This window comes from Cetobacterium somerae ATCC BAA-474, from assembly GCF_000479045.1.
GTDB classification, from domain to species: domain Bacteria; phylum Fusobacteriota; class Fusobacteriia; order Fusobacteriales; family Fusobacteriaceae; genus Cetobacterium_A; species Cetobacterium_A somerae.
Window position 1 is genome coordinate 31222 of record NZ_KI518074.1, and the last position, 14751, is coordinate 45972.

The window sequence follows — 14751 nt, forward strand, 5'->3', positions numbered from 1 at the left end:
ATTACTCAAAAAAAAAGAAATCTATTTTTTTGGAGTATATATGTTACAGAATGGTAAAATTATTAATTCCATTTTTAATTTTAGGAGATTAATTAAAACGAGGAGGTTTATTTTTATGAAAAAATTAACACTTTTAGCATGTTCTTTATTCGCTTTTGCTGCTGTTGCTCAAGCAAAAGAAGTGGCTGCTCCTGTTACAAGTTCTAAAGAAGTTGTAGCTGAGCCTGTTATTATTGAAGAAGTTGTTGTAGCTCCTGTTGTTGAAAACCCTTGGGGATTTATTAACTTAAGAGCTGGATGGGATTTCTGGAGTGAATACGGAAACTTCAACAGACATGAAAATTATGACACTAATCTTTCTAAGAAAACTAAAGATTTTGGTGGAGAGTTAGCTATTGAAGCTTACAAATCTTGGGACTACTTTGATTTAGGTCTTGGTGTTGCTTATCAGCATCATATGAAAAGAAAATCTACTGATAATGTTTCTGGAGCAGAGTTCTCTTCAGTTCCAGTTTATGTAACTGGTAGATATGATATCAACTACTGGGATTGGGCTGCAACTCCATATATTAAAGCTAACGTTGGTTACTCATTTAACTTTAATTCAAAAGATGTTGATGGACCAGACTTTAGCTATGGTACAAAAGTTGACGATGGATTATATTGGGCAGCTGGTGTTGGAGTTCAATATGAGGACTTTAACGTAGATATCCTTTATGGTGCTAACTATGCTAAAACTAAAGTTAGTGACGGTCCAGACAGTATGAAATTCGATAACGACTATGAGAGAGTTACTCTTTCTGTAGGTTATAGATTCAATATCTGGTAAAAAGCATTTTAAATATATAAAAGGAGATAACTAATAGTTATCTCCTTTTTCTTTTATTATTTATAGCTTATAACTCTCGTATTATCTAATACTCTAAATGTAAATGTTTCTGTTATAAATAACTCCACTTCTTGATTTGTATGTCCTTGATACCCTAAAGAAAAATCTTCTCCTAATACAAGCTCAATATTTTCATTATCATAAGGAACTAATAATCCTCCAGTTATACTATTTGAAACTATTATTGGCATCCCTAATATCTTTTCTAATCTTTTTGCTAACGAATCATTTAAATTTACCATATTTAAATATATAAATTTTTCAAGACCTACAACTAATGCATAAGGTCCTTTACTAAATCCTGTATTTCTTAATTTTGAAACTCCGTACATTAAATTTTTTATTGTTTCTTGTTCTGTTTTTCCAAAATCTAAAGCTTGTTTTTCATCTTTTAACAACCCTACTATACAAGCTTCATCTAATCCAAAATATACTGCCTCTTCTTCAAATTTAGCTGCATTTTTCAAAGCTTCATCTAAATTTGTATAATCAATATCTCTAGCTCCTCTTTCAAAATTGTCTAATTCCCATCTACTTAACTTAAAAGTTATTCTATTTTCTACGAAAGGTTGTGTTTGATAAACACCGTAACTTAAATCACCTTTTTTATGTATTGCTAATCTTCCTGTATTTACTCCACCTTTTTCTTTTCCAATAGGTCCTGTTACTCTTACAAATCTTCTAGCTGATAACTGAGTTGTTAAAACCTCTTTTGCTCTTTCCTCTATATCTTTCCAAACTTTCCCACTAATTGGTGCTAATTCTTTTTTTAGAAAATCCATATTATTCCTCCTTATCCTTTTAATGAACCTATATTTAATGATTTTACATCTGCTACTACTTCACTGCTTCCTGAATTTTGCTCATTTCCACCATTTCTTCCCATTAATTGAGCTTCTATTCCTACAATTTTTCCCTGTCTAAATATATAATCTTCCATCTCTTTTCCGAATTCAAATTGATTTCTTCTTAGCCATTCAACTATCATAACAGCATGCTCCATCTCTTCATTTCTATTATGAATCATAATTTCTTTAAGTTCAGGATCTACTGCCATTTCAGCTCTTTGGTTATAATCATCCACTGCCTGTAGCTCCTCCTTTAAACTTTGTATTGCATAGTCTAAATCTGTAGCTTTTTTACTAATTCCATCTAACATATTTCCTACACCTCCACATAATAAAATACTCTTTTAATTTTATTATGTCTTTTCTCTATTTTTCCTTCTTTAATTTTTTATTTATCTAATTTTTAAATTTACAATCCAAATAATAACTGAGTTTTAGAAAATTTGAAATATAGATAAGTATAGTTTTTTTTGGTATCATATTAATATAGTATTGTTTTTTATAAGGGTTCTTTTAAATGTTTAGCTTTTTTTATTTTTTATTTAATTTCTAGAAAGGTCGGGGGACATGACTATGATTGAAAAAGAAGATATAATTTTAGCACAAAACGGAGATGAAGAATCAATTGAAAAAATTATCAAAGAGTATCAAGGAGCAATCTATAAAAATAATCGTTCATTTTTTCTTAAAGGTGGAGATAGTGACGATTTAATGCAAGAAGGATTAATAGGTCTTATTAAAGCTATTAAATCTTACGACGAAACTAGGAACGCGTGTTTTAGTACTTTTGCAAATCTTTGTATTAGAAGACAAATGATTACAGCTGTTAAAAATCATAACTCTGATAAATACAAAAATCTAAATCTTGCAATGCAAGGTGAAGGTTATTCTGCACAAGAGGAAAGTATTCATTACTCGCGTCCTTCTCTAGGATTTTATTCACCTGAAGATATCTTTTTAGGTAAAGAGTTAGTTAATCTTCTAACTGGTTTCCTTGAAGAAAATCTAAGTACTCTAGAGAAAAAAGTTTTTACGTATTTATGCAAAGAGTATACTTATGTTGAGATTGCTGATTTTTTAAATGAACCTCCAAAAAAAATAGACAATACTATTCAAAGAATTAAAAAGAAAATTTTAACTTATCTGGGTTCTTACTCAAAGTAAATAAAAAGAAGGAGAGCAATTACTCTCCTTCTTTTTATTTATTAGTACTGCTTCATTAATTCTTTTACTTTTGAAACAACTTCATCTTTAGAAACTTCTAAAGTTTCATTAGTTCTTCTAATTTTTAACTCAACAATTCCTTCAGCTGCTTTTTTACCAGCTACAACTTTAAATGGATATCCAATTAAATCTCCATCTTTAAATTTAAATCCAATTCTTTCATCTCTATCATCTAAAGCTACATCTATGCAACTGTCTTGGAAATTTTTATAAATCTCTTCTGCTAATGCCACTTGCTCTTCAGATTTCATATTTGCTGGTATTACTTCAACTACAAATGGAGCTATTGCTGATGGCCAAATAATTCCATTTTCATCATTGTTTTGCTCTATTGCTGATGCCATAGTTCTAGAAACTCCTATTCCATAACATCCCATCTCCATAATTTGACTCTTTCCATTTTCATCTAAGAATGATGCATTTAATGCTTTAGAGTATTTATCTCCTAGTTTAAATATATGTCCACTTTCAATTCCTCTTGCACTTGCAAGCTCTCCTCCACACTTAGGACACTTTTCTCCAACTACTACCGTTCTTACATCAGCAACTACTTCTGCTTCATAGTCTCTTCCATAATTAACGTTTATATAGTGTGTATCTAATTTATTTCCACCTGCTGTGTGATTAGATATTCCTACAATACTCTTATCAGCTATAACTTTTATTTTTGTTAAATCAGCACCAACTGGTCCTATAAATCCTTTTATTAATCCTAAATCCTCAATTTCTGAGTCAGTTAGTAATACAACATCTATCGTATCAATTATATTTTTTAGCTTAACTTCATTAACTTCGAAGTCTCCTCTTATAAGAACCATATAAACATCATCTGTTACGACATCTTTATACATCATAGCTTTTACAGTTTGCTCTACAGGTACATTTAAATATTCCACAACATCAACAATTTTTGATACGTTTGGCGTATCTACTAATTTAATATCTAAAGTTTCAGCTTTTGGTAACTCAACTATTGTACTTGTTGCTGTTTCAACGTTTGCTGCATAATCACATGATGTACAGTAAATGATTTCGTCCTCTCCTGACTCTGCTAGAACATGAAACTCTTGTGATCCGCTTCCACCAATTGCTCCTGAATCTGCTTCAACTGCTCTAAATTTAAGTCCACATCTTTCAAATACTCTTGTATAAGCAGCTTTCATATTTTCAAATTCTTCATCTAAAGACTCTTTACTAGCATGGAATGAGTATGCGTCTTTCATCATAAACTCTCTTCCTCTCATAAGTCCAAATCTAGGTCTTCTCTCATCTCTGAATTTAGTTTGAATTTGATATAAGTTTAATGGTAAAGACTTATAAGATGATATATCATTTCTAATAATATCTGTTATTACCTCTTCATGAGTTGGTCCTAATGCAAACTCTCTTGAATGTCTGTCTTGAATTCTCATCATTTCAGCACCCATTACATCCCATCTTCCACTTTCTTTCCAAAGTTCCGCTGGTTGTAACACTGGCATGAATATCTCTTGAGCTCCTGCTCTATCCATCTCTTCTCTTACAATGTTTTCAACTTTTTTTAAAGCTTTTAAACCTAAAGGAAGGTATGTATAAACTCCACTTGCTAATCTTTTGATCATTCCTGATCTAAGTAATAATTTATGACTTATTACTTCTGCCTCTTTAGGAGTTTCCTTAAGAGTTTTTACATAATATTTACTTAATCTCATCTTATCCTCCACTTTTTTTAATTAATTTTACCTCATATTCTATCATAACCTCTTTTAAGAGGTCAAACTTTTGTTAAACTTTTCATCAATATCCCATTGTAGAACTTGATTATTTATTTTACCTTTATTTTCTTTTAAGTATTCCATACAAATATCTTTAACTAACTTTATTGTTTTAACATCATGAACTATATCTATAAATTTCAAGTCACTCAATCCACTTTGCTTTACCCCAAAAATTTCTCCAGCTTTCCTTAATCTTAAATCTTCCTCTGCTATTTTAAATCCGTCTTCAGTACTTTCTAAAACTTTAAGTCTTGCTGCTGAATTATCATTTTCTGTATTGGAAAGTAAGAAACAATAAGATTGATGTTCTCCTCTTCCAACTCTCCCTCTAAGTTGATGTAGGGTTGCTAGCCCAAAACGTTCAGAGTTTGTTATTACCATTATACTTGAGTTAGGAACGTTTACTCCAACCTCAATAACTAAAGTAGAAACTAGTATATCTAATTTATTATTTTTAAAGAGATGCATAACTTCATCTTTTTCTTTATTCTTCATTCTTCCATGCAAAATTCCAACTCTATATCCTGGTAAGTTTTTTAAAACTTCATTATACAACTCCTCTGTGGATTTGGCTGAAAGCTTTTCACTTTCATCTATTAAAGAAGCTACAAAATATGCTTGACGTCCCTCTTTTAATTTTTTATCTATGAAGTGATACATCTTTTCTTCATCCTCTTCTTCACTAATCCATTTAGTTTTTATAGGTTTTCTTCCAGGAGGTAACTCATCTATTACTGCTACATCCAAATCTCCATATATACTCAAAGCTAAAGATCTTGGAATAGGAGTTGCACTCATAACAATAAGGTTTGCTAAAACACCTTTATCTCTAAGTCTTTTTCTTTGTAAAACTCCAAATCTGTGCTGTTCATCTATAACTATTAATCCTAATTTTTGAAATTCAACACTATCCTCTATTATAGCATGAGTTCCTACTACAATATTTGTTTCCCCTGTTTTTATTCTACCTAACAATTCAATTTTCTTCTTTCCTTTTACGCTTCCTGTTAAAAGTTCAACTTTTACCCCTAACAATTCTAAAGTCTCATAAATAGAAAGGTAATGTTGCGTTGCTAAAATCTCTGTTGGAGCCATCAAAACTCCCTGATAACCGTTTTCTACCATATATAAAAGAAGTAGTACAACAACTATTGTTTTTCCGCTTCCTACATCTCCCTGAATTAAATAATTTATTATTTTTCCAGCATTTATACCTTTATATATCTCTGTTATAACTTTTTTTTGAGCAGTTGTTAGTGAAAAAGGTAAACTTTCTAAAAACTTTGAAACTAACTTTTTATTTCCCTCAATTTCATATAGTCCAGCATTAGTTAAATCTATCTCAAAACGCTTTTGAAGTATTCCCATCTCCAATATTAAAAGTTCTTCTATTGCAAAACGCCTTTTTGCTTCCTCTAAATTTCTTGGATTTGTTGGATAATGAATCTCTTTTAAAGCATTTTTTCTATTCATAAGTTTATATTTTTTTATTATTTCATCTGGTATATTTTCTTGAAATATATCTAAATAATTTTTTAACGCCTCTTTTAAAACTCTTCTTAAACTGTTTTGATTCAAGTCTTTTATAGCGCTGTAAATAGGTAATATTTCTCCAGTATTTTCTTGTCCTTTATACAATTTAAACTCTGGATTTACCATTTGAAATGTATATCCTCTTTTTACATTTCCTATAAAAATATATTCTTCTCCTATTTTTAAACTATTTCTTAAATAAGGCCTTTGAAACCATACAACTTCGAGAACTCCTGTTCCGTCATTTACTGTTGCTTTTATCATTTTCATTCCTGTTCTTGTAGGAGGAGCAGATATATTCATTATATTTCCTTTTAATACAACATATTCATCCCCTCGTAATTCACCTATTTTTTTAATATTTGTTCTGTCGTCATAAGCTCTCGGAAAATAATATATTAGGTCATAGAGTGTTTCTATATTTAATTTTTTCAACTTCGAATATGTTGCACTCGAAACTCCCTTTATATTAAAAAGTTCTATCTCTTTATAAATATCTTTATATATCTTAATCACCACCTTTTTTTAATTATAACATACTTATATATCCTTTTGTACAATTTATAATGCGTTTTGTATTTTTGTAACAAACCCTCTTAAAACAAGGCTTTGTGAAAAATATTTCTTCATATTTTTTGTAATTTTTGTTTGACATTTTTTAGATTTTAATATATCATTATTATATAATATAAATCGGCAAAGTAGGGGAAATCCTATGACGCAAAACTATAGGGTCTTTAAAATGACAGCCAGTTGCAGTTACATTTTGGTTAAACCAAAATATAAGTGCAACTGGCTTTTGTATTTTATAAACTTTATGAAATTACGGGAGGGAACAAATTATGAAAAAATTATTAATACTTTTATCTTTAACTACAGCTATGACAGCTTTTGGAAACAACAATACAAATCCTGCTAATATGAATGTATCTGCTACTATTATGGAAACTTTAACAGTTAGGGTTGATCAACCTGCTGAATTTGGAAAAATTGCTAAAGGAACTTCTGGAAATACTGCTATTGGAAGATTTTCTGTAAAAGGTCAGGGAAACAATCAAGCTAAAATTACAATTTCCGGATTAACAAATAATGGTAAATTAACTCTAAGAAATATAAGTGGAGCAACTATTTCGGCAGATGTTGATCATACTGAAGAGACTTTATCTCTTAAACATGACGAATTTGTTGCTGCAACTCCAATTAGATTCACTTTAAATGTTCCAGATAATCAACAAACTGGATTATACGAAGGAAATGTTACAATCCAAGCAAGATATAACTAAAAAATAAAAACTGAGGAAATTACTCCTCAGTTTTTTTATGCTACAGATACCTCTACTTTTTCATTTTTCTTAGGTAATATCAGGTTCATCACAACTGCTAAAGTTCCAGCTACAACAAATCCTGAATCTGTAAATATATATCTTATACTTTCAGGGAATGCCTCAATTACTCCTGGAACTAATCCTATTCCATACCCTAGTCCCAGCGAAACTGCTAATATAACTGCATTTCTTCCTTCTAGTGGTTCTTGATTTATAAGATTTATTCCACTAATTGAAATCATAGAAAAAATCATCACCAAACTTCCACCTATAACACTTTGAGGAACTAATGTAAAAGCTGCTGCAACCTTTGGTATAAATGCACTTACTACTAAAAACATTGCTCCTATCCCTACAACAAATCGACTCATTACTCCTGTCATAGCAATTATACCTGTATTTTGACTAAATGATGTTGTTGGCAATACTGAAAATATAGTTGCAAATGCACTCCCTATTCCATCACATATTATTCCACCTTTAAGCTCACTATCTTTCAATTCTCTCTTAGCGCCACCCATTGTAATTCCTGACATATCTCCCATCGTCTCTATAGCAGACACTACAAACATCATCACCATAGGGATAATTGCCTCTATATGAAATGAATACCCAAAAGAAAATGGTCTCGGTACACTTACTATATCTGCTTGTAAAAGTGGAGTTATATCTATCTTTCCCATTAAAAAGGCTATTACTGTCCCCACTATAGTTCCTATAAAAATCGCTCCTGAACTTGTTACACCCTTTGTAAACTCCTTAAAAAATATTACTACTGCTAAAACTATTGTTCCCAAAATTAGATTCTCTTTCGATGCAAAATCAGGTGCTCCATATCCTCCAGCAAAACTATTTATTCCAACTGGTAAAAGGTATAATCCTATAGCTAATATTACAGTTCCTGTAACTATTGGTGGAAAAAATTTTCTTATTCTCTTCATATGAAACCCTAGAAAAGCTTCGAAAATTCCTCCTATTAATGCTGCTCCTAAAACCCCTTCATATCCAAATTTGCTAGCTACCGATATAGCTACCGGTGCAAAAGAAAAGTTTGTTCCTACAACTACGGGCAGTTTAGCTCCCATAGGTCCTAATGTGTAAACCTGTACCAAAGTATTTAATCCCGCTACAAGTATTGTTGCTTGTATTAAGTTTATTTTTATATCTTGAGCAAACCCAAGTATTCCAGCAACTATTATTATAGGAGTTATATTCCCCATAAACATTGCCATAATGTGTTGTAAACCTAAAGGAATCGCCGTATTTAAATCTGGCACTCCATTTAAGTCATAAGGTGATTTGTTTCTCTGCATATTTAAAATTTCCTCCATATTTTAAATAAAAAAGCATAGACTCATGGATAGAATCTATGCTTAAATGCAGTCAGTTCTACCCATAGTGTCTTCATTTACGGTAAAGACGTAGAAACTATTGGACCATATTTCCAAAAATATATGAGTATGTTTTTTATTGTTTTTTATTTTACAGTTGCTCTAATAACTCATCTGATATATCAAAGTTTGAATAAACATCATTTACATCATCTAAATCATCTAAACCTTCATATAATGCCATTACCTTTTTAGCAGTCTCTAAATCAGTAATTTGTACTTTATTATCTGGAATCATTGCAACTTCAGCTTCAGTTACATTATAACCAGCTTTTTTTAACTCTTCTGCTACTGCATTACAGTCTGCTGAATCTGTTAAAACAGTAAACTCTCCATCTTCCTCTTTAACATCTTCTGCTCCAGCTTCTAAAGCGGCCATCATTAGCTCATCTGCATCTACACCTTCAGCTGCAACTATGATTTCTCCCTTTCTTTGGAACATCCAAGATACAGCTCCATCTGTTCCTAAATTTCCATTTCTTCTAGAAAAAGTTGCTCTAACTTCTGAAGCTGATCTATTTTTATTATCTGTTACAACTTCAACTATGAAAGCTGTCCCTTCTGGACCATACCCTTCATATCTAATTTCCATATAATCTACACCATCAAGTTCACCAGTACCTTTTTTAATAGCTCTCTCAAGGTTATCTTTTGGCATATTAGCAGCTTTTGCTTTATCTATTGCAAGTCTTAATCTAGGATTAAAGTTTGGATCTCCTCCAGCTTCCTTCGCTGCGATTGTTAACTCTTTTCCTAATTTTGTGAATAGCTTTCCTCTTTTAGCGTCTTGAGCACCTTTTCTATGCTTTATATTAGACCATTTACTATGTCCTGCCACAAAAACTCCTCCTTATTTTTTAAATATCTTTTTAAATTTTATCATAACCACTATTTTTTTTCAATATATTTGGGTACAAGCTCCATTTTTTCCCTTACTTTTTCTAAAACAATATCTGGAGTAATTAATCTATACTTTTCTTCATACGATAAATTATCATATGTTTTATCTGAAAGTACATCTTTTGGCTCTATCCCCTCATGCCTTTTATTATCTCTTGAAAGCCAATCTCTTTTACTTGAACCTGGACTAAATATAGAGAAGCTTGGAATGTCTATAGCTTGAGCTAAATGTCTAGGTCCACCTTCATTTCCTACAAATATGTCACAATTAGACAATAATGCTCCCAACTCTCTTATACTTTTTGTATTTATATCTGATATTATTCTTTTATCCCAATTTAACTCTTCATGAAACTTTTTAGCAAACTCTTTTTCATTTGGTGAGTAATATAAAATAATTTGACAATCGAATTCATCTAATATTTTTTTTGCTAACTCTTTCATTAAATCTATAGGATAAACTTTACTTTCTCTTCTAGAATTTATAGCTAAAGGTATTATTATTTTGTTAAAATCCACTCCAGCTTCTTTCATTCTTTTTCTTAAATCATTTTTTTCTTCTGATAAAAATGTTAAAGAGTAATTTTTATCTAGTTTTACATCTACTCCATCATCGATAAGTGGTTTTAACATTTTTAAAAACTTTTCAGCTTTATCAAATTCACTTGAAGGTTCCGGTATACTATGTGTATATGTATACCCTCTTTTTGGTTTCCATCTTCCTATTTTATACTTTGCTTTCCTAGAAAATAATGTAAAGGCTTCACTTTTAGGTGTAGACATTATATCAATAACTATATCATAATCGGTTCTTGTTACATTCCAAACTTTTTTTAAATATTTAAATGGATTTTTTTGCTCATCTTTTGATATAGATATAACTTTATTTAAATAATCTTGGTGTTCAAATAATGGTGCAACGTGATCATATAATACATAATCAACTTTTGCATCTGGATACGTTTCCTTTAAACTTTTACATATTACAGAAGATAATATCGCATCACCAATTTGTTTAAACCTTACTACTAAAATTTTCATATTAGATCCCCTCGATTGCATTTTTTATAGTTTTTAAATCTCCCCAAAATTCTACTGCTACTTTAGACCTTTTTCCACCATCATCTCTTGATTTTTTAGCAAAATTAGCATCATATGTTGCCAATAACTTTATATTCCCTCTCCACTCTAAAATCTTTCCTTTTTCTTGAAGAAATTTAAACTCTCTTTCTAATAATAACTCTGCTACATCTTGGCCTAAAGCTACAATAACTTCTGGGTTCATTAACGATATCTGCATCATTAGATATTCTTTCAAATCTCTTTTATCTCTTTCTTCTAACTCTCTATAATTTTTCTCAGATTTTGTTAATGTTGTAATATAATAATCTTCTGGTAATAACCCTACTATATCACAAAGCTTTATCAAAAACTCACCGCTAGACCCTGGTCTTACTTTTAAATTTTCATCTATATATAAATTAGAATCATCTCCTACAAAAAGTACCTTTCCATAGAAATTTCCTGTTCCTAAAACTATTTTTTCATTACTATCTTTTAGCACATCTGTAGTTCCTATTTCAAACTTCAATTCTTCTAATAGTTTTTCAATCTCCTCCATAACTCCTCCTAAAATTTAATTAACTTACTACATACATCTTGTTGAGCAATCTCTACTGAAATATCAATATTATGTCTTAATAATTCATCTAAAACTGCATCGATAGCCAATTTGGGATCATTACTATCTTTACTCATATGAGCTAAATAAACTTTTTTTAATTTTTCATGATGTGATTCTCTAATAAATCTAGCACAATCATTATTTGATAGATGTCCATTTCTACTTTTTACACGAGCTTTTAAATCCCACGGGTATGAACAATCCATTAATTTATGATAGTCGTAGTTGCACTCTATTACCATAACATCTACCTCTCTAAAAGCTTCTCTAACAGTATTATCAATATAGCCCAAGTCTGTTGCTATCGCAACTTTACTCCCTGAACTTTCTTCTATTCTAAACCCTATTGTTCTTTCAGCATCATGCATTACATCAAATGGATATACCATACTATCTCCAACCCAAAAAGCATCCTCTATAAACCTTAAATTTTCATCTTTTATTTTCCCAATTTTTAATATCCCAGCCTCGTAGCTCTCTTTTGTAATATAGATAGGAATATCATATTTTCTCGATAATATTCCAGCGCCCTGAATATGATCTCCATGTTCATGAGTTATTAAAATCCCATCTATATTACAAATCTCTATATTTATTTTCTTTAACTGTTCCTCTATTTTTTTCCACTAAATCCAGCATCGATTAATAAGTTGATATTATCAGTTTCTACAAAAAGAGCATTCCCTTTACTTCCACTTCCTAGTACTGCTAATTTCATGACACTTCCTTTCTAAATATATATCTTAAGCATATATTATATCATAAAAAAACCTCTTAGCAAATACTGCTAAGAGGTCAGATATTATAAATTAACTAAATTTCTTCAAAATGGTCTTTTCCAACATAACATAATGGACAAACCCAATCTTCTGGTACATCTTCCCACTTTGTTCCTGGAGCTACTCCATTTTCTTGATCACCTATTGATTCATCGTAAACATAATCGCAAATTACACATCTCATATGCTTTCCCATTTTATACCCCCTTAATAATTAATTACTCCATAACCCGTGAATATTACAATATTCTCTTGCACATACTGATTTCCCCTTAGGTACTTTAAAATATGCTTCAGGCGCTTCCCCTGGCTTTAAATATTTTCTATATAAAAAGTCATCTACACAGATTTCTATCATTTGAATATAATGCTCTTCTGTCATAGGATGAGCCATCTCTTTACCAACTTTTACTAAATATCCATCCTCTTTTTCCTCAACAAATGGAACATGTTTTTCTGTTGATGCATCTTGAGTCTTCTCTTTTACCAATTCTAATCCTTCTACAGAAACACCATCTTTATCTGCTACAATTACCTCTAATAATACTGGGTTTTCTTTCACTTTAAAAATTTCATAAACTTTCATGACAACCTCCTCTAATTATTAAACATATTTTTTATAATTTGACAATTATTTATTCTGGCACTTAGGACAAGTTCCTTTAAAATAAACATGATATTCATCAATTTTGAAATCTTTCATATCCCCTACTATAAGTTGATCTATTGTCACTGGAATATCAAAAACCTTTTTACAATTTACACACTTAAAATGACCGTGTACATGTGTGTCCACATCATATCTAGTTTCATTTTCTTCTATTGTTATTACTTTAGCAATTCCTTTTTCTATAAAAAGATTTAACGTATTATAAACTGTAGTTTTAGAAAGAGTGGGAATTTCAGGGCATAAAGCCTTATAAATCTCATCAACTGTTGGATGAGTTTTATTCTCTAACAAATATTCAAATACTTTCATTCTTTGATATGAGGGTTTTATATCATGTATTTTTAAATGTTCACTTATATTTTCAATATACATGCTTCCTCCTTTTGAAACAATTACAATTTTGTAATTATTCTTTTTAATTTAATATACACCTTTTTAGTATTTTTGTCAAGATATCATAGTAAATTTTTAATCATCAAATATCGATCAATTCCTTTTCCATATTCATCTTTTTGTAGTTCCTCTATTATATAACCAGCTTTTTTATACATATCTATAGCTTTAGCATTAGCAGGATCTACTGTTAGATATATTTTTTCCATACCTAATTCTTTTAATCTATTATGACTTTCTTCTAAAAGTATCTTTCCATATCCCTTCCCTCTTTCCTTTAAAGAAGTTGAAAATCCATATAAAAAAACCTCTTTTTTTCCTAACACACCTTGATATTGAGCAACTGATAACAAATCATTACTTTCATTTAATAGCACGTAAAGTTTTCCATATCGAATAAAGCTCATAATCATCCACATGTCAGCTCCACCCATCACACCGAAACTTTCAAGTTCATTATCAAATATTTTTTTGATTAATTCTCTATTTTTTGCATCAACTTCTATTACTTTCATCACTCCTCCTAATATCCTATATCGAATAAATGAAGACCAAAGGGTTCAGCTACTATTTTTGCATACTGAACATTTGGATTTTTTAACATTTCTATTAAATAATTTTCTGGTTTTTTTCCAAAATAAATAGATAAAATTGTTCCCACTATTATTCTAATTTGAGATTTTAAAAATGCATTTCCTTTAACATACAATTTAATTGTCTTTTCATTCACTCTTTCAAATTTAGCTTCATAAATCTCCCTAATTGTAGTATTACTTCCACAATCTGAAAGTCTAAAATTTGAAAAATCGTGTTGCCCTACTAAAGGAGAAACTATTTTATTTAACCTTTCTAAATCTAACTGCTCATCTACAAAAGTAACATATCTAGACTGAAATGGATTTCTATCCTCTCCTATATAATATTCATATGATCTATATGTTGCTGAAAATCTTGAACTAAACTCTAAATCTACCTCTTCAACATCTAATATAAATATATCATTGGGTATTAAACCATTTATAATTCTTTTTATTTTTTCTAAAGGAATACTTGAAGTAGTATAAAAATTTGAAACTTGTTTTTTAGCATGAACTCCTCTATCAGTTCTTCCTGCAGAAACTAAATCTATTTTATTTTTAAAAATTGTTCCTAAAACTTTCTCTAGCTCTCCTTGTACAGTTCTAAAACCAGGTTGTCTTTGAAAGCCAAAAAATTCACTTCCATCATAACTATATGTCAATTTTATATTTCTTTCCACACTATTCTCCTTTTCCTTTTTTCTATATATAAAAAAAAGTCTTGAATATTCAAGACTTTGTAGTATCTTATATGGTGCGAGAGGAGGGACTTGAACCCTC

Annotated in this window: 16 protein-coding genes, 1 pseudogene and 2 riboswitches; of the genes and pseudogenes, 3 read left to right on the forward strand and 14 right to left on the reverse strand. The window is 30.2% G+C overall.

Annotated elements, in window-relative coordinates; translation table 11 throughout:
• The first annotated feature begins 115 nt into the window (after nucleotides 1-115).
• Nucleotides 116-829, forward strand: coding sequence for an outer membrane protein (locus HMPREF0202_RS14650; protein WP_051364115.1), 714 nt, complete (start codon nucleotides 116-118; stop codon nucleotides 827-829).
• A gap of 56 nt (nucleotides 830-885) precedes the next feature.
• Here HMPREF0202_RS14650 and HMPREF0202_RS01910 read toward each other — a convergent pair whose 3' ends face one another.
• Together HMPREF0202_RS01910 and HMPREF0202_RS01915 are read right to left on the reverse strand one after the other, a co-directional pair.
• Nucleotides 886-1671: a family 1 encapsulin nanocompartment shell protein gene (locus tag HMPREF0202_RS01910; protein ID WP_023051703.1), complete on the reverse strand. Its 786-nt coding sequence runs from the start codon at nucleotides 1669-1671 to the stop codon at nucleotides 886-888.
• A gap of 11 nt (nucleotides 1672-1682) precedes the next feature.
• Entirely contained in the window at nucleotides 1683-2048 is a 366-nt protein-coding gene (locus HMPREF0202_RS01915) for a ferritin family protein (protein ID WP_023051704.1), read from the reverse strand.
• Nucleotides 2049-2310: 262 nt separating this feature from the next.
• Between HMPREF0202_RS01915 and HMPREF0202_RS01920 the strand changes: the two genes are divergently transcribed.
• On the forward strand, nucleotides 2311-2901 hold the full coding sequence (locus HMPREF0202_RS01920; RefSeq protein WP_023051705.1) for a sigma-70 family RNA polymerase sigma factor: 591 nt from the start codon (nucleotides 2311-2313) through the stop codon (nucleotides 2899-2901).
• 41 nt (nucleotides 2902-2942) lie between these two features.
• Here the strand turns inward: HMPREF0202_RS01920 and HMPREF0202_RS01925 are convergent, their stop codons facing one another.
• The gene (locus HMPREF0202_RS01925; RefSeq protein WP_040406076.1) at nucleotides 2943-4652 is read right to left on the reverse strand and encodes a proline--tRNA ligase; all 1710 of its coding nucleotides are present in this window, start codon (nucleotides 4650-4652) and stop codon (nucleotides 2943-2945) included.
• A 54-nt stretch (nucleotides 4653-4706) separates the two neighbouring features.
• Nucleotides 4707-6767 carry an ATP-dependent DNA helicase RecG gene (gene recG / locus HMPREF0202_RS01930; RefSeq protein WP_040406087.1) on the reverse strand — a complete coding sequence of 687 codons (2061 nt, stop codon included), beginning with the start codon at nucleotides 6765-6767 and terminating at the stop codon, nucleotides 4707-4709.
• 169 nt (nucleotides 6768-6936) lie between these two features.
• A riboswitch (cyclic di-GMP riboswitch) is annotated at nucleotides 6937-7012 on the forward strand.
• 81 nt (nucleotides 7013-7093) lie between these two features.
• Here recG and HMPREF0202_RS01935 point away from each other — a divergent pair.
• Nucleotides 7094-7534: a DUF4402 domain-containing protein gene (locus tag HMPREF0202_RS01935; RefSeq protein WP_023051708.1), complete on the forward strand. Its 441-nt coding sequence runs from the start codon at nucleotides 7094-7096 to the stop codon at nucleotides 7532-7534.
• A 35-nt stretch (nucleotides 7535-7569) separates the two neighbouring features.
• Here HMPREF0202_RS01935 and HMPREF0202_RS01940 read toward each other — a convergent pair whose 3' ends face one another.
• From HMPREF0202_RS01940 to truA, 10 genes and pseudogenes are all read right to left on the reverse strand, one after another.
• Complete coding sequence (locus HMPREF0202_RS01940; protein ID WP_040406078.1) at nucleotides 7570-8889, reverse strand: uracil-xanthine permease family protein; 1320 nt, start codon at nucleotides 8887-8889, stop codon at nucleotides 7570-7572.
• Nucleotides 8890-8952: 63 nt separating this feature from the next.
• A riboswitch (purine riboswitch) is annotated at nucleotides 8953-9054 on the reverse strand.
• A 4-nt stretch (nucleotides 9055-9058) separates the two neighbouring features.
• On the reverse strand, nucleotides 9059-9805 hold the full coding sequence (locus HMPREF0202_RS01945) for a YebC/PmpR family DNA-binding transcriptional regulator (RefSeq protein ID WP_023051710.1): 747 nt from the start codon (nucleotides 9803-9805) through the stop codon (nucleotides 9059-9061).
• 50 nt (nucleotides 9806-9855) lie between these two features.
• A complete protein-coding gene (locus HMPREF0202_RS01950) occupies nucleotides 9856-10908 on the reverse strand; it encodes a glycosyltransferase family 9 protein (RefSeq protein ID WP_023051711.1) in 1053 nt (350 codons plus the stop codon).
• 1 nt (nucleotide 10909) lies between these two features.
• Complete coding sequence (locus HMPREF0202_RS01955; protein WP_023051712.1) at nucleotides 10910-11488, reverse strand: uracil-DNA glycosylase family protein; 579 nt, start codon at nucleotides 11486-11488, stop codon at nucleotides 10910-10912.
• An 8-nt stretch (nucleotides 11489-11496) separates the two neighbouring features.
• A pseudogene (locus HMPREF0202_RS01960) lies at nucleotides 11497-12269 on the reverse strand (MBL fold metallo-hydrolase).
• A 95-nt stretch (nucleotides 12270-12364) separates the two neighbouring features.
• Nucleotides 12365-12526: a rubredoxin gene (locus tag HMPREF0202_RS14910; protein ID WP_023051714.1), complete on the reverse strand. Its 162-nt coding sequence runs from the start codon at nucleotides 12524-12526 to the stop codon at nucleotides 12365-12367.
• Between the two features lie 18 nt (nucleotides 12527-12544).
• Entirely contained in the window at nucleotides 12545-12916 is a 372-nt protein-coding gene (locus HMPREF0202_RS01965; RefSeq protein ID WP_023051715.1) for a desulfoferrodoxin family protein, read from the reverse strand.
• Nucleotides 12917-12961: 45 nt separating this feature from the next.
• Nucleotides 12962-13372: a Fur family transcriptional regulator gene (locus HMPREF0202_RS01970; RefSeq protein ID WP_023051716.1), complete on the reverse strand. Its 411-nt coding sequence runs from the start codon at nucleotides 13370-13372 to the stop codon at nucleotides 12962-12964.
• A gap of 83 nt (nucleotides 13373-13455) precedes the next feature.
• The gene (locus HMPREF0202_RS01975) at nucleotides 13456-13908 is read right to left on the reverse strand and encodes a GNAT family N-acetyltransferase (protein ID WP_023051717.1); all 453 of its coding nucleotides are present in this window, start codon (nucleotides 13906-13908) and stop codon (nucleotides 13456-13458) included.
• 8 nt (nucleotides 13909-13916) lie between these two features.
• Nucleotides 13917-14651, reverse strand: coding sequence for a tRNA pseudouridine(38-40) synthase TruA (truA, locus tag HMPREF0202_RS01980; RefSeq protein ID WP_040406079.1), 735 nt, complete (start codon nucleotides 14649-14651; stop codon nucleotides 13917-13919).
• Nucleotides 14652-14751 lie beyond the last annotated feature (100 nt).

Coding starts and splice junctions, on each gene's coding strand:
- HMPREF0202_RS14650 (WP_051364115.1), top strand. CDS start 116: ATGAAAAAATTAACACTTTTAGCATGTTCTTTATTCGCTTTTGCTGCT.
- HMPREF0202_RS01910 (WP_023051703.1), bottom strand. CDS start 1,671: ATGGATTTTCTAAAAAAAGAATTAGCACCAATTAGTGGGAAAGTTTGG.
- HMPREF0202_RS01915 (WP_023051704.1), bottom strand. CDS start 2,048: ATGTTAGATGGAATTAGTAAAAAAGCTACAGATTTAGACTATGCAATA.
- HMPREF0202_RS01920 (WP_023051705.1), top strand. CDS start 2,311: ATGATTGAAAAAGAAGATATAATTTTAGCACAAAACGGAGATGAAGAA.
- HMPREF0202_RS01925 (WP_040406076.1), bottom strand. CDS start 4,652: ATGAGATTAAGTAAATATTATGTAAAAACTCTTAAGGAAACTCCTAAA.
- HMPREF0202_RS01935 (WP_023051708.1), top strand. CDS start 7,094: ATGAAAAAATTATTAATACTTTTATCTTTAACTACAGCTATGACAGCT.
- HMPREF0202_RS01940 (WP_040406078.1), bottom strand. CDS start 8,889: ATGCAGAGAAACAAATCACCTTATGACTTAAATGGAGTGCCAGATTTA.
- HMPREF0202_RS01950 (WP_023051711.1), bottom strand. CDS start 10,908: ATGAAAATTTTAGTAGTAAGGTTTAAACAAATTGGTGATGCGATATTA.
- HMPREF0202_RS01955 (WP_023051712.1), bottom strand. CDS start 11,488: ATGGAGGAGATTGAAAAACTATTAGAAGAATTGAAGTTTGAAATAGGA.
- HMPREF0202_RS14910 (WP_023051714.1), bottom strand. CDS start 12,526: ATGGGAAAGCATATGAGATGTGTAATTTGCGATTATGTTTACGATGAA.
- HMPREF0202_RS01965 (WP_023051715.1), bottom strand. CDS start 12,916: ATGAAAGTTTATGAAATTTTTAAAGTGAAAGAAAACCCAGTATTATTA.
- HMPREF0202_RS01970 (WP_023051716.1), bottom strand. CDS start 13,372: ATGTATATTGAAAATATAAGTGAACATTTAAAAATACATGATATAAAA.
- HMPREF0202_RS01975 (WP_023051717.1), bottom strand. CDS start 13,908: ATGAAAGTAATAGAAGTTGATGCAAAAAATAGAGAATTAATCAAAAAA.